At 43.3% G+C, this 13,158-nt stretch carries 17 protein-coding genes and 1 pseudogene; all 18 read right to left on the reverse strand.

Annotated elements, in window-relative coordinates:
- Positions 1–52 precede the first annotated feature (52 nt).
- A pseudogene (locus tag Q0541_RS21140) lies at positions 53–328 on the reverse strand (hypothetical protein); the annotation flags it as partial.
- Between the two features lie 91 nt (positions 329–419).
- Complete coding sequence (locus Q0541_RS21145; protein ID WP_298914763.1) at positions 420–626, reverse strand: DUF2997 domain-containing protein; 207 nt, start codon at positions 624–626, stop codon at positions 420–422.
- Between the two features lie 2 nt (positions 627–628).
- Positions 629–1,078, reverse strand: a complete 450-nt coding sequence (locus Q0541_RS21150) for a DUF1257 domain-containing protein (RefSeq protein WP_298914766.1) — start codon at positions 1,076–1,078, stop codon at positions 629–631.
- A 126-nt stretch (positions 1,079–1,204) separates the two neighbouring features.
- Complete coding sequence (locus tag Q0541_RS21155; RefSeq protein WP_298914769.1) at positions 1,205–2,278, reverse strand: hypothetical protein; 1,074 nt, start codon at positions 2,276–2,278, stop codon at positions 1,205–1,207.
- A gap of 156 nt (positions 2,279–2,434) precedes the next feature.
- Positions 2,435–2,704 (reverse strand): hypothetical protein, encoded by a 270-nt coding sequence (locus tag Q0541_RS21160; RefSeq protein WP_298914816.1) that lies wholly within the window; start codon positions 2,702–2,704, stop codon positions 2,435–2,437.
- A gap of 112 nt (positions 2,705–2,816) precedes the next feature.
- Positions 2,817–3,233: a hypothetical protein gene (locus Q0541_RS21165; RefSeq protein ID WP_298914771.1), complete on the reverse strand. Its 417-nt coding sequence runs from the start codon at positions 3,231–3,233 to the stop codon at positions 2,817–2,819.
- A 5-nt stretch (positions 3,234–3,238) separates the two neighbouring features.
- Positions 3,239–3,448 carry a hypothetical protein gene (locus Q0541_RS21170; protein ID WP_298914774.1) on the reverse strand — a complete coding sequence of 70 codons (210 nt, stop codon included), beginning with the start codon at positions 3,446–3,448 and terminating at the stop codon, positions 3,239–3,241.
- Positions 3,445–3,600, reverse strand: a complete 156-nt coding sequence (locus tag Q0541_RS21175; RefSeq protein WP_298914777.1) for a hypothetical protein — start codon at positions 3,598–3,600, stop codon at positions 3,445–3,447. The genes Q0541_RS21170 and Q0541_RS21175 overlap by 4 nt, the downstream gene beginning before the upstream one ends.
- Before the next feature lie 112 nt (positions 3,601–3,712).
- Positions 3,713–4,258, reverse strand: coding sequence for a hypothetical protein (locus Q0541_RS21180; protein WP_298914779.1), 546 nt, complete (start codon positions 4,256–4,258; stop codon positions 3,713–3,715).
- Positions 4,259–4,381: 123 nt separating this feature from the next.
- Entirely contained in the window at positions 4,382–4,951 is a 570-nt protein-coding gene (locus tag Q0541_RS21185; RefSeq protein WP_298914784.1) for a hypothetical protein, read from the reverse strand.
- 414 nt (positions 4,952–5,365) lie between these two features.
- A complete protein-coding gene (locus Q0541_RS21190; protein ID WP_298914787.1) occupies positions 5,366–5,707 on the reverse strand; it encodes a hypothetical protein in 342 nt (113 codons plus the stop codon).
- A gap of 375 nt (positions 5,708–6,082) precedes the next feature.
- Positions 6,083–6,262: a hypothetical protein gene (locus tag Q0541_RS21195; protein WP_229454534.1), complete on the reverse strand. Its 180-nt coding sequence runs from the start codon at positions 6,260–6,262 to the stop codon at positions 6,083–6,085.
- The gene (locus Q0541_RS21200) at positions 6,259–6,459 is read right to left on the reverse strand and encodes a hypothetical protein (protein WP_298914797.1); all 201 of its coding nucleotides are present in this window, start codon (positions 6,457–6,459) and stop codon (positions 6,259–6,261) included. The genes Q0541_RS21195 and Q0541_RS21200 overlap by 4 nt, the downstream gene beginning before the upstream one ends.
- Before the next feature lie 110 nt (positions 6,460–6,569).
- Entirely contained in the window at positions 6,570–6,833 is a 264-nt protein-coding gene (locus Q0541_RS21205) for a hypothetical protein (protein WP_298914800.1), read from the reverse strand.
- Between the two features lie 92 nt (positions 6,834–6,925).
- Positions 6,926–7,258 (reverse strand): helix-turn-helix transcriptional regulator, encoded by a 333-nt coding sequence (locus tag Q0541_RS21210; RefSeq protein ID WP_298914804.1) that lies wholly within the window; start codon positions 7,256–7,258, stop codon positions 6,926–6,928.
- Positions 7,259–7,745: 487 nt separating this feature from the next.
- Positions 7,746–8,153 carry a hypothetical protein gene (locus Q0541_RS21215; RefSeq protein ID WP_298914807.1) on the reverse strand — a complete coding sequence of 136 codons (408 nt, stop codon included), beginning with the start codon at positions 8,151–8,153 and terminating at the stop codon, positions 7,746–7,748.
- Between the two features lie 61 nt (positions 8,154–8,214).
- Positions 8,215–11,514, reverse strand: coding sequence for a DEAD/DEAH box helicase (locus Q0541_RS21220; protein WP_298914810.1), 3,300 nt, complete (start codon positions 11,512–11,514; stop codon positions 8,215–8,217).
- 51 nt (positions 11,515–11,565) lie between these two features.
- Entirely contained in the window at positions 11,566–12,759 is a 1,194-nt protein-coding gene (locus tag Q0541_RS21225) for a hypothetical protein (RefSeq protein ID WP_298914813.1), read from the reverse strand.
- Positions 12,760–13,158: the final 399 nt, after the last annotated feature.

Raw genomic sequence — 13,158 nt, forward strand, 5'->3', positions numbered from 1 at the left:
ATTTTAGCGATCGCACCTTTTTCACCCAACCTCACAAAATCGCGTTGCTCCCGTTATTGATGTAGTCGAAAACGAAGAGTATTGGATCAGCGTGGGGTGGTCTTTTGTACTCTGGCACTGGCTTAAACACCAGTCCACCATCCGGTGCAATCAGGCATTGCTCCAGGCTGGATACCCCCAGGTTCCAAAAGAAAACTGGACTGTTGAGTTTTTCTTTAGCTTCGGTTGTCAACCACTGAATGATAGTCGCTTCATCAGGCGACAGCACATCAAGCGCCGCGATGGGTATTTGTGAATCGAGCGTAGAGAGCAGATTTGAGAGTTTCATATCAATTATTTCAACTACTTCATTTGTGAAATGGCGAAGCCTTTATGATCATCAGTTATCAGCCGAGTCAAGACTGGTAACCGATGACTGATTACTGACGCAAACGTGTTTGATTACTGTTCGTAGTCCGAAGTTGTTGGGTTTGAGCTTCATCCTTGTAAGTGCGATCGCCCACAACTCCAAGTGCTTCTTCAAATGGTTGCGTAGCCAATAAACAATTCAAACCCTCGAATCCCTTCGCTTCCACTCGAACTTCACCTGTAGCATTGTCGAAATGAATCAAAACTGAACGTTCCATGTTTATCTCCGTACAAATTGTTTAACTTCTTGATGTCCAGCAAAAGTCAGCCGTAGAATTTGCACAGTTCCATTGGTTTCTTCACTAATCGCGCATTCACCAAATTTTTCTTGTAACTCGGCAGCTTTAGCACGAACCATCCGGTGTCCATAAGCCAGCATTAGTTTATTGCTGAAAAAGTCTTGCCCCAACTTTGGAACTGTCTCGTAACTGTCGTATATTACCTCGTACACGCCACTTGACTGATTCCACTTGAATCCGATGTCTGCACGAGCTTTTATGGTGCGACCAGATACGATAATTTCAGCGCTCTGTCCTTGAGAGCCACCGTAGTATCCTTTTAGTGATTGTGCTGTTTCATGAACTTGCGGATTCAGTTTCAAATCCTGTAAAGCTTGTACTAGACATTCACGGTTAGCAAGCTTGGTTTTAACTGTTGAGAAATGCGACATTTTTAGCTCCAAGGCTTTCAAATTGGTTTGAGATAGGAGTGCGATATCCTTTTTGAGTTATTCTGGAAACTGCATACGAATACGTTGGTCGAGTCTTGAGCGAATGCACCCACCCAAGACTGTTTTTTACCTGAACTTGAACGACATGACCGTAGCTTTCGATAAGCCCACGTCGTCAGTCGCAAGTGATTGTAGATTGCGTTGTTCATCCAGCAACTTGGTGCGGATAGAATCTATCTTTTGCTGTAGTTGACTGCGCGTATCACTGCCAAGATTTTTTGACTCAATCGCCGGATCGTTAACGATAGAATCTAAATGCGCCATCATCGCCTCCAAGCTGCTGCCAGCCTCCGGTGAAGCGTTTGCCAGTAGCACTTGAACCTTCATCAGATGACGTTCCATTTTCCTTTTAAACTGTATGGGTTTCCTCCCTGGTTCCCAATCGGCCAACTCTTCAAGCAACTGCGCGGCGAGTTGTTCACCACCAGCTAAAGCAGATTCCCTTAATCGTTGCTCCAGATTTTGGTCATACTGTTGGATGAACTTGGTAATCTGGTCAAGACACTCGGCTTGCTGCTGATTGAGTTGTTCAGAGAGAGCAGGAATAATCACTGGGCGACCAATAACGACTTGCAAATAGTCTTCAAGATCGGTCAGAGTCGGGAATGCTCTTAACAAGTTAGCTTTGACTGACTCTTGCTTATCCTGTGCTAATTCCCAGGTGTTAAGCGAGAGGAACTGATCAATCCGCTCTTGATAATCAAGTAACCCAGCTTCGTAATCAGCTTTTAATTGATTGCGTAAACCAGGGGCGGTATTATCTCTGATATTGATTAACTGATTCCACACAAGTGGAGCCAAATCAATCGGACAAACCCAATCACCAGTATCAGCAGACATCCATTCTTGAACTGAAGCAATCTCTTGACGCAATTGGGCAGCAGCCTCATCTAGCTTTTTGAATACCTTGATACCCCGCAAACCGACTTCGGAATTTGTGACTTTAACGAGGTCTGATTCAATTTCAGAAACCTCAGCTTTTAGCACATCCGCCCATTTAGGTGCGGCAGACTTTGTACTTTTCTTTAGCTGGATACGGAAGCGAATACGGGTTTTATTTAATTGCGAGAAATTGTGGCGCTCGACTACTGCATCAGTTAGGAAATTTGCAACGATAGGGTTGTCAATTGCTTGTACCATGATTATTCACTTCAATTATTATTTTCACTCTCGATTAAGCGAAGCTTTCTTTGTGACTATTTGAATGTCTTTAGTAGCCCTATAGATTACTTTTTTAGAGCTTTTTTGTAACTTAATGTGTCTTTTGATGACTGGTGGTTTATGTATGGACATGGCTCAAAATAGCTGAAGTTGCTGCGAATTATCCTGTACCACAGGCTTTTGATAAACCATACCTTCGACTTCATAACAGCGAGTCATAAGTTTGTTTCGATTTAGTTGAAAGCTGGCTTTTTTTCTTTGATTTGGCAGAGGTAAAAATACATACTGTGGATGTTGTATAGTACCCTCATCACCCAAATATCGAGAAAGTGTACCGTTAATTTGGTAAACTTTTGATGAGCTTAAGAGCGTTGTATCGTAAATCTTAATCAAATTTAATTCCATCTTATTAGCAGTGAAGTGTGCCATAATTTATCGTGGAATCGATTTTTCTCTACAGTCAGACTAATTAAATCTGACTGTAGAGTTTTTCACGCATAATCTGATTCTTCTTTCGTCAAGCAGCCACTTCTTGTTTCTTTACTTTAGACAATCTAGAACCACTACCATTTGTACGTTTAGTTGTTGAAATCGGTGGGTTAACTTGACCGAATGGAGTCTGAATCTTGAGGTCAGCTTTCAATTCTGATTGCAGTAATACAAGCTGAGTTAAATAGTAATCCACCTCTTCTAGAATCTCAGCTTCTACTTCTAACGGTGAAAGCAGTGTAATCTGGTCTGATTCCAGATATTTAACTTCTTTGGTATAGCGAGAAACCATAACAAGATAGCGGTAGCCATGACTACAACTTTCGGCTAGCAAACTATCATGCGGTAGTACCTCAATACCGATTATTTTCCCCTGTTTTGTACGTTGCCCTACGTGAAACTTTGGTAGTCCATAGCCGATTGGTAGAGTGATTGTTGGTTGCATTTTTGTTACCCTAATTCTAATACTTCTAATGTTTGTGCCAGTGCTTGAATTGCATCAGCAAGCGTTAAATCTCCACTGTTAGCGCACAGGAGCTTGAAAGTTTGTGGGTTGCGTTCTCGGAAATCTACTAGCGCACCGAAAATTTGATCTAAATTTTCATGCACACTTGCAGATGTTTGTTTATCAAGAGCCAATGCTTTTTCTAATGCCGTCATATTTCATACCATCCATTACGTTGGAGTTCACACTCGGTCATCCATTTGTTACTCACTAAAGATAACCAGACACAAGATTCATCCCTTTGTGTCTGTATCACTTCACCAGTATTTAGGTTTTGCAGACGGATATTTACGATTTGTTTATTCATAATTACGAAAAGTTTGAGGGTTTTTCACAGCACTATGTCAGATGTAGATAAGACTTGAGCAATGTTTGATAACAATTGACCAAGCCCTGTTTACAACTATCTAAAACACCATTTAAAGAGCAGCTTTTGTTACAGCAATTGCTTGTTTACTGATCTCGCGCCAGTTCGTCTCCTCGTTGTAGGATGCCATGACTAATTCTGACTCTACCCATACCCGACAGAACAACACGTTTTCATCTGTCGTTCCCGGAGTAGGCTGTAGTGTGATGGGAGAATATAGTTGTTGTGGAGTAAGAGTTGCGATCGCAGCTAATACAGATTTAGCAAAGTGAGTATCATGCCCACTTTCTAATATATAGGGTCTGTCTGCAAGAATAGTAATCAGCAACTTGTAAACTTCTTTACCTCTGCGTTCACACTTCTCAAATTTGAGTTCTTTTAGATATCCAGTTAAGGCAGTTTGGGTAATCGCATTTGCTTCACTGCTGTTTAGGGTATACCACAGTGAACCATTGTGACGATTGCAGTAGATTTTGCAACTGCCAGCATCAGAATGCAATCCCAGTTTGGGTTTATTGATTGAAGCGATTAACTGCTTGAGTAGTTCCTCTTGGCGCATCAAGGCAGCAAGTAATTCAGCATTTTCTTGAGGGTTCATTATTCAATACCAACACATTTCACTTTCGCATTGGCGAAGCCGTAGACTTCTTGAATCCAACAGGCGCGACCGATGAAGATTTCGGTCACACCTGCTATTTCACTTACGCCGCAATCAAGGGGATCATCTGAGTCGTAAGAGAACAACATCAGCTGTTAATTGCTTGAACGGCTTATCCAGTAGTTCCTCACGAGATGGTTGCGTCAGTTCTACCATCGACAATACCCACACCGCATCAAGGGCAGAATCACACGGGACTTTTTGCTGATGCACTGAAGTTGCCCGAATAACCCACCAACAACCATCAGTGCAACCGATAGAACCGAGTTTTTGTTCATCCTTATAGATGCCGTCGTCTAACAATTCAAATCCGAACTGCTCACACTGGGCGGCTATTTCGCACATAACCTCGTTCCCCGTTGTAGCGACTGGGGTTTCTTCCTGTACTGGCAGAGTTTCTTGCTTATACTGCAAGCAGATATAGCGATGGCAAAGCATTAGGGTAGCAGCACGATGGACTTCTTTATCGTTCACCATTACTACCCAAGGTTGTGTTAAATCATCATCATGAATAATAGTGGCTATCAGCTGTCTACCAGCATAATATTCGTGGTCGTAGAAGCTGATTTCGATTACTCTCAATTCTTCAACTGTTTTGACGCAAGGGGTTACAGTTGTTGCAACTTGTGGCATAATTTTAAGATTCCTTATGGATTATAGGCGATCGCACAGTTTTCCAGACAGCAGCGATTGCCTTTTGATTTGTGTACTAATTGATGTTATGGCAAGCCACAACACTCTCACTCTAGAATTGGCGAAGCCTAATATTTTCTTGCTCCTAGCCAGTGACTGGAGCTTGCTACAGCAGCATATCTCTTGATCGGGCGGTAGTCGGCAGCGAACTTCAAAGCGACTTTCGTGTTGCTGTAGCAACTTTTTATTTGGAACCCACTCAGCCCTTACCTTACTTCACCAGCCTTGACTATCCGCTGCTTCCGCTACCTGGGGGCTTTATTTTCTGTTCACTTTTTTCAAGGTTCAGTGTTGAGCGCCGCTTTATTTAGCTGGGAGCCTGGCGTTTGTTTCCTCTGTTATATTGTTATTTTACTAACTATTGTTAGTACTGTCAATGGATACTTGAGAGATTTTTAGTTCTATTTGCGGAATAAAATCTTTCATTTCTGCACCAATTGCTTTACACAACGCTTCTAACTGTTTCACGGATACGCCATCAAAGTCATCATTAACCAATCGAATGATGAAAGCATCGCTACATCTATTTCCTAGCTGTTCTGTCAAAGTTTCAATTTTTTTGAAAGACAACCCAGAATTCTCTTTTTTCTCTTTTAATACAGCAGCTTTTTTGGCGTTCCAACGAACTGTTTGCACTTCGTCAATTGGAATTAGCACAAGATTTACTTCAATATTTTGACTATTTTCACTAACCATAGTAGTTGATATAAGAGTTTATAGCAACTACTATTGTTATGGATAAAACAAAGGCGATCGCGTTTCTTAATGCAATCGCTCTAATTCATCATTTGTCAGATTATTAAGGATAAGCTCACTCAACAGTTACAGAATCAATTCCCATATCACTGGAGAGCAACAATATAACTGATGATGTTACTTAGATTTTGCTGTCTTAGTAAATTTAGGGGATAAACAACACGATTCATAGCTGCCCTTAAAAGCAGCCAGTATTGTAAGTCCACTTAGGGAGCGGTACGCTGTGTGCAGCCGTGAGATTAGATTACTCACTTGAAAGTAAAAGCGCCCCCTCAAACACAACGCTTTATGTTTATGAGGTGGCGGGATGGTGGTTTAGCTTTGCTGGCGAAGTATTTCCTGAATCAGCACTTGGCAGCGTCTACTGGCATCTCTGGCTTGCCGCATTAGAGTTCTGCCTTGTTCTCGGTCTTTTGGCGACACTTGTACAGCTTGCCTACTATAATCTGCGGCTTGATGAGCTAGTTCTTTGGCTCTAGCTTTTAAGTCTTTCATTCTCCCTCCATTTCGATAAGCAGAACGTCCAGGTTTTCTACCTCTTCATATAGTTTATCTGCCCTGCTCCCCAGGAAACTAGCATCGTTGAGGTCATCATTTTCAAAAGCTGCTTCTGAGGCTGCATACAAGTCAAATACTACTCGTTGCAGTCCAAAGTAAGCTTGCAGTAGTGCATCCCTTGTTTCTGGTTTCATATCCTCCCAAACATCCAAGCAAAATTACAGCATATAGCTGTAGACAAGATTGCATCCTGATTACAACTGTTTACTGTGAAACGGCGATCGCAATTCTTGGGCATTGCCCCTCAAGCAATCGCATACGCTTGTACACGATTGCTTGAGGGGCAATGCCAGAGTGCGCTCGCCTTGATTCTAGAAAGATTGAAGTTTTTACAACCAGTTTTTAGACGTGGTAGGTCATCGGAATCATCTCGCGGCGGCTTGACCATTACAAGTTTTTGGCTTCCGGCTGCTAGTCCCGGCGGCGGCTGGTTATTGTAGTTTCGTATTGTTAACTCGATTTGTAAGGGTTGAATTTTGAGCGCTTCTTTATTTTTCAAAAGAGGCATCGCGCTCGTCTCCTCTCTTATGATTGCTATATTACTACGCTCACCAGTTGTTATCAACTATATTTTCCTGGTAGGCGTAGTAAATAATTCTCTTAACTGTTGTAATCTATGTTCCAAATAAGTGAAGTGATATCCCCATCTAAAGCAGCACAAAGTTTCTCTAGAATTTCTGTACTAACAGTCATCTGAGTTGGCTTTTTTGGTTTGTTAATAAAGACGTGAGGAGTCTCTAGCTGCTGAATATAAGCCACAGAAACTCCCACAGCATCAGATAGCTTTTGTCTACTATATCCAGCTTTCTCTCTAAGCTCCCTGAGTTTTTGGGCATTTTCTTCATTCCACCTAAACGCAGCGATGGGTGTTACATCTACTGTGATATTCATTTTTACTTTAATTTTATTTTCACTGCGCTTGCCAGTTGACATGATAATACTATTAATATACTGGTGTCAACCATAAGGCTACACCAAGCAGGGGTTCAGCCAGGATATCTGCAAAACGAGACACGTTGTAAAGTTTTGTAAAATCAAGAAAGCAAAAACCTTGATATACGGTTGTTTCAATACCAAACTTTACTTGACTCCTCCAGTTGAAACATTCCCAAAAATGATTGTTTATGGGCAAGCTTGAGGGACTATTGGGGTGAAGAGTTGATTTTTGCGTGCCAAATTTTGATTGCCCCGATATCATTTATGGGCAAGTTGGTAAATCAATAAAACATGCTCTGCAACATTTCTTTACAACGTGTCCTGTTTTACGCGTATCCCTGCTGAACCCCTCTTTCGGTCGCCCGGCTGAACCCCTGGCTTATTCGTCGTGCAATGCGAGAATTCCTTGAGGGGCAAGAGGATGACGAAATTATTACTCTGCCCACGTTTGCAAAGAATTGAGCGTACAGCTTAAAGAAAATTTTCACAGATAAGGATTTGAGGTGATGACGTGCTCATTTGAATTAAGTTCAAAGTCAAATTTGTGCAAGAATTCTGACTGCCAATTTTCAGGTCTTTGACAGGAGGCGAGTGGAAATCCTGCTGGGTCAATCCACCGTATTTCATTACCGACTTCTACGGGAATGACGCGCCACGTGTGCTTCGAGGCACGACTGAAATCCCGTAACAGTTCGACAGACATTTGTCTGTTTGGTATAAGGTGAATTCTTGGTTGCTCAATTGGTGGAAACGCCTGCTGCACCCAGTCTCTTATGGTTGATGGATTGAGTTGATCGTTTGGTTCCAAAGCAGCAGTAGAGTTATAGTATCCCTGTGACAGTTCTTCAGCTGGGAGCAACGCGAAAAAGTGAGATCGGGGTTTAGTTCTCAATTATACCTCTATATTCTCAACAAAACTTGGTTTTTTAGTTGCGATCGCATCCCGAAACAAGCTATATACGTCCCAGGTTGCAGCACCTCACAAAATCGCGTTGCTCCCCTTCAGCTTGAGTTCTAGTTATAACTCTATCAACTCTGGCTAACAGGTATGCAGCAACTGGATCTAGCGTTCCCCATGCAATTAATTCTTTCATCCAAAAGACAATCCAAGGTAAACCAATACGTGGCCAGTTTTCCAACGATGTTGGTTCTAAGGCTCCTTCCCCAAAAGCTTCATCGATCGCCAGAGCCAGAATACTGCCCAGTCCCCAATTGAACCGATAATAGAAATTATCATTCGTGTTTTTATGCCAATCAGATATTTGTGTCTCCTTTGGCTGTCGATCTGCTCGTTGGTGGCAAAGCCACCAGCAAAGGATAACCTCCCAACTTGTTTCCGCTCCTCTCCCTCTTCCCTTCACGTTATTGAGGCGAAAATGCCTCACTTGACTAAGGTGTTGAGCAGTATCTCGAATATAGGCAAATTTGTCTGCCTCCTGGCGAGATAAATAGTTCCCACCTGTTTCAAGGTGGTCTCTAATCGTCCTGTAGTGTCTTAGAAGCTGAATTCCTGAGCGAGGGGGTAAGCTGGTCTTATACAATTGTCTGCGCTCAGTATAGTTTGTATAAATAGATATTTTTAGTGCCTTGCCACGACGAACAAACAACTCCTGTAATTCGGCTTGGCGCTGGCTTGCATAGTACGCGTAGGTTTGTCGCCAAATTCTGCGTAATTTTTCTTCCAACTCATTGGGTTCCATCTCACGCGCAGACATTTGTTCAATTTCTACGATCGCAGCCAACAAAACATTATCCAAAGCGTCAAGGCTTTCTATTGCATTTTCTTCGGACTCGCTGTCGGGCTCTATGTTGATTGGGGCTGTTTCTTCCAACCATCGTAGAAACTCCGTATCGTTGCCATTTGGTACCAGGCTGCTCCATTGCGCCCGCAAATGGTTAATTAATTCTGCCAGCGGACTAACCGCACCATTATTTGTATTGACCCGTTGATTCTGTACACTATTAACAAGAGAAACGTAGTGTTCACGAATGCTTCTTTCCGCCCTATCTCTCGGTTGCTCAGGAAGCAGCACCAAGGTACGTCCTTCCGTAGCAAATCCTGGCCTACCGGCCCTACCAGCTAAGTTATTAAACTCGCTGGAGCTCAAATTGACTTGGCTGTTTTGAATTACATCCCAACGTTGAAGACTTGGAATTAAGACCGTCTCGAATGGCAAATTCACCCCTTCGGAAAGAGTAGATGTTGCCATTACTAAGTTAATGATCTTTTCATCAATGACATCAACGAGAAGACGCGCCATTAATCCCGGCATTCTGCCGTGATGCACCACAATTCCTTTCGTTAATAGCTTGTATTCGCGTGAACTCGTTGTGTAATAGTCCGCACATGATTGTAAGCACCTCTGCCATATCTCCTGTTTAATGGGATCAGACGGTTCGCGGAAAAAATTTGGAAGCTGAACCGTAGACCAAGCACTATTCAGAATACCCAAGAAATCCTTGGCATAATCGCTGATTTTTTCACTAATAGAAATGAGAACAGCCCTTTGCTGCCCCTTATCATCGGGTGCTGCAAGATGCATGGCAGCCCAAAACAGATAAGGGCGAACCCAAGGTACAAAACCATTCTGAGCACGGCTTGGAACTTGAGGATAAGCTCGGAATGGATTTGGAACGTAAGGGCTGTCGCCGCCTCCCTCCGATCTGAATTCCAGAGGTGCATTATCAAGTAGATCGTAACGGATTTCAAACCCGCGTGCTGGCATACATTCTAAACGTCCGACAAGCTGTCTAGTGCTTTTGTAAAGTGTCTTAACGGGCACCGCATCGCTATTATGACTGATCCATCGGGCTAATGCGCCCTCTGCTTCTGCAGCAACAGCTGAGAGAGCAACGATACGGCAGCGATACTCATGCAGATAACTAAATAACCTTGCACCTAGTGATTCAAGGCGGAGCGCTCTGTTCTCAGATTTTTGCAACGAGCTCTTCGCCCCGTTGAATTGAACAGTGTGAGCTTCATCCACAACAATTAAAGAGGTTCTTGGAAGGAAAAAGCTACCGAGAAATTTCATTAATGCTTCTGCTTTCTCATAAGTGCAGATCAGAACGGTTCTCTCATCAGCGGTTAGCCAGGCATCCGTTGGTCCCCAATCTGTACCTCCATATAAACCAGTCACAGTTACATGTTGATTGCCCGTAGATGTTTGACGCAGAACTCGGGCTAATCTTCCCTCTACTTCTGTTGCTAAGGCACGGGAAGGAACTAAATAAATGACGAGGGGAGCCGATGAGGAACGTTGATCTGATTCGTCACCAATTAAGAACAGACTTTGCAAAATTGCTAGTTCTGCAACTGTGGTCTTCCCGGAGCCTGTTGGTGTGCAAAGTGCAAAGGATTGGCGTCCGATCAGTTCGCCAATGCCACGAATCTGAGACGGCCAGGCGATAGAGCGCCCTGACTGAAATCCCTGACGCAAGTAGCGCTCAAAAACGTCTCGCCCAGATTGACTGACACCTTGAAGAAGAACTTCGAGGTGCTGCCGCATGTTATTCTCGACATAGGTAGCAGCAACCTCCGCGCACAATTTTGACAAAACCCAAGAATAGGGATTTTTCCCATGAAGGACGACTTTGCTAACAGCAGTAAGCTTATCGAGCGCCTTCTGAATGCGAGGATCGTATCCCCAGCGCATTACGCCACACAATAGCCCCAAAGCGCTGATTGTTTCCTTAACGATGGCTTCATGTGTCGTATATTCAATAGATGAATTGTTAGTTCCGTGAGTGCTTTGTACATTTGTCAGAGTTTGCGACCAATAATCGTTCAATCTTTGAAAAAGCCCAACAAAATCAGCTTTAAGCAAAGAAGTAAGAACTCTTGATTCGTTTCCCTGACTCTCTACTTCTATTCTTAATAGCCCTAGCGCCCTTGCTGGGTAGCTGGCCAACTGATAGCAGGCCGCGGCTAGTAAACGAGTCGATATTTCTTCGCTATTGAAATCTGTGCTGGGAAGCCACTCTAAAATTTCTCCGGCTCGCCGTACAGTTTGCTGCCACTGAGGGTTCTCAGTTTGTCTCTGAACTGACGCAGCTTCAAGTAAGCGCATAACATCATCGAGACGCATTCTTGCCTCTGTCTCGCTCCAGCTCATTAAACCACCCGACTGGTTCTCCCGTAGCTTTGTGTGATGGCTATAAAGCCTGGCATAAATAGGAAGTAGCCCACTGCCAGCCAGTAACTCAGCTAATTCTGATGCTAAAGCGACGTTTTCTGCACTTGGCTGTACCATCTTAACCTTCCAGTTACTGGCTAACAAACGTTGATCGGTAAAAGCCTACTATTAGGCAAAGTTCGCCACTTTGAGTTTTATCTTAATTCCTTTTGTTGATTGATCTACAACAACTTGACCAGACTTTATAAATGCAGCTTGGAGGTATTTTTTGTTGTGTTGTATATTTCTAAACACTGATAAGGAACAAACACCGACGACAGCTATTTGTTCGTTAAATGCCAACAGAGAGCAATTCTTCTGGAAGAGTGACTGTTTGGTCGTAGAAATACACGATACAACCTTTGTCCAAAGATGAGAGAGGTCCTCTGGAGTAAGGGCACAGAATATAGGTTGAATGATTGCTTTGTATGCCTCCTCAACTAGTCCATCAATATCATACAGATGAATTTCAACCGCTTCCAGTCGGCGTCCAGCCGTGTAATTTGTATGAGGTGTTGTTGTAGGTATTACTATAGTCGTTGCCCTGACTGGGGGTAGCCCAAAAACATAGTTAACTAGATCGCACCGCTCGTATGAGGGATGGGGACTTAGCCATAAAGTCTTTATAGCCTGCCACCACTTTGCTGCTTCTGGGTTGGTGGCAGCACGTTCTTTAAGGAGTTCCGCTAGCTGAAAGCAATCAACCGGAGTCAATTTTTTATCCCTGGCTTTTATATGCGCCTCGGCAATTAGGTCTGGTTTGTGAGATGCTGAACACTTCGCTTCGCAAAGCAAGGCACGGGTAATATGTCCCTGGCTATTGCGTTGAAATGCCAACATATCATCACCAAAACGTCCAATAATGGTAGGTGCTTGACCCCCTTCCTGCCGCACGTGCTCCATCGCATGATAAGCCGACTGATGAAACCGGAAAGGGAATGCAGGAACGTGCCACTCCTCATCGAGTGGGTTAAGGTTTTCTGCAATGATCGCTGCCATAACCTCCCCAAAGTAGCCCTTTAATGTGGTAAGTTCCAAATACCGAGGGAAATCATCAATAATTGAGGTATCAATGCCGGGAGTTACTTCCTCCTCAAGCGGGTCTAACGATTGAGTTATGTCGAATGCATTGCGATAACGCATTCGTGCATCCTCATGTACATCATGCATTAAAATCTGAAGTTCTTTGATTATGTCGGCACGGAAAGCCAGGTCTTCTTCCAAACGACGGTGATGGTACTTTTTATCATCCGATCTAGTGACTGTATCTGCAAGCCAATGTGTCAGTGTAGGCAGATACGTTAGTTTGTGAGCCGTTGTCATATAACGAGTGTTAGAAGCTAGCCGAAAGGAAGAAATGGCAAACTGTCACCAGTGCTGCATATACATTTACAATTGCTTATGCACATTCTATCAGATGGTTTTGTTGTCCGTGTTGTTGTTAACACGCAAAAAACAGTTTAGCATTAAAGAGTGATGCTTGTGTAACGATAGAAAAAGTGATGCTAATGATGCATTACGGAAGTAGTAGATAAAGTGGGACTGCCGATAAAGACCTGTTTTGAACATGTATTATCTGCTGTATGGTCATGAAGTAGACGCCTGCTAGCATTAACTATTACGTGCCGAAATATTCCGCGATCTCAAATCCAACAAGCTTTGATTAGAAGGGAGCAACGCGATTTTGTGAGGTTGGGTGAAAAAGGTGCGATCGCTAAAATT

This window comes from uncultured Nostoc sp., assembly GCF_937863485.1.
In the GTDB taxonomy this organism is placed as follows: Bacteria; Cyanobacteriota; Cyanobacteriia; order Cyanobacteriales; family Nostocaceae; genus Nostoc.

Excerpts from the sequence above, each read along its gene's own strand:
- Q0541_RS21175 (WP_298914777.1), bottom strand. The coding sequence starts at position 3,600 with ATGAATAAACAAATCGTAAATATCCGTCTGCAAAACCTAAATACTGGT.
- Q0541_RS21190 (WP_298914787.1), bottom strand. The coding sequence starts at position 5,707 with ATGGTTAGTGAAAATAGTCAAAATATTGAAGTAAATCTTGTGCTAATT.
- Q0541_RS21170 (WP_298914774.1), bottom strand. The coding sequence starts at position 3,448 with ATGACGGCATTAGAAAAAGCATTGGCTCTTGATAAACAAACATCTGCA.
- Q0541_RS21220 (WP_298914810.1), bottom strand. The coding sequence starts at position 11,514 with ATGGTACAGCCAAGTGCAGAAAACGTCGCTTTAGCATCAGAATTAGCT.
- Q0541_RS21205 (WP_298914800.1), bottom strand. The coding sequence starts at position 6,833 with ATGCCTCTTTTGAAAAATAAAGAAGCGCTCAAAATTCAACCCTTACAA.
- Q0541_RS21145 (WP_298914763.1), bottom strand. The coding sequence starts at position 626 with ATGGAACGTTCAGTTTTGATTCATTTCGACAATGCTACAGGTGAAGTT.
- Q0541_RS21195 (WP_229454534.1), bottom strand. The coding sequence starts at position 6,262 with ATGAAAGACTTAAAAGCTAGAGCCAAAGAACTAGCTCATCAAGCCGCA.
- Q0541_RS21160 (WP_298914816.1), bottom strand. The coding sequence starts at position 2,704 with ATGGAATTAAATTTGATTAAGATTTACGATACAACGCTCTTAAGCTCA.
- Q0541_RS21155 (WP_298914769.1), bottom strand. The coding sequence starts at position 2,278 with ATGGTACAAGCAATTGACAACCCTATCGTTGCAAATTTCCTAACTGAT.
- Q0541_RS21185 (WP_298914784.1), bottom strand. The coding sequence starts at position 4,951 with ATGCCACAAGTTGCAACAACTGTAACCCCTTGCGTCAAAACAGTTGAA.
- Q0541_RS21165 (WP_298914771.1), bottom strand. The coding sequence starts at position 3,233 with ATGCAACCAACAATCACTCTACCAATCGGCTATGGACTACCAAAGTTT.
- Q0541_RS21150 (WP_298914766.1), bottom strand. The coding sequence starts at position 1,078 with ATGTCGCATTTCTCAACAGTTAAAACCAAGCTTGCTAACCGTGAATGT.
- Q0541_RS21200 (WP_298914797.1), bottom strand. The coding sequence starts at position 6,459 with ATGAAACCAGAAACAAGGGATGCACTACTGCAAGCTTACTTTGGACTG.
- Q0541_RS21210 (WP_298914804.1), bottom strand. The coding sequence starts at position 7,258 with ATGTCAACTGGCAAGCGCAGTGAAAATAAAATTAAAGTAAAAATGAAT.
- Q0541_RS21225 (WP_298914813.1), bottom strand. The coding sequence starts at position 12,759 with ATGACAACGGCTCACAAACTAACGTATCTGCCTACACTGACACATTGG.
- Q0541_RS21180 (WP_298914779.1), bottom strand. The coding sequence starts at position 4,258 with ATGAACCCTCAAGAAAATGCTGAATTACTTGCTGCCTTGATGCGCCAA.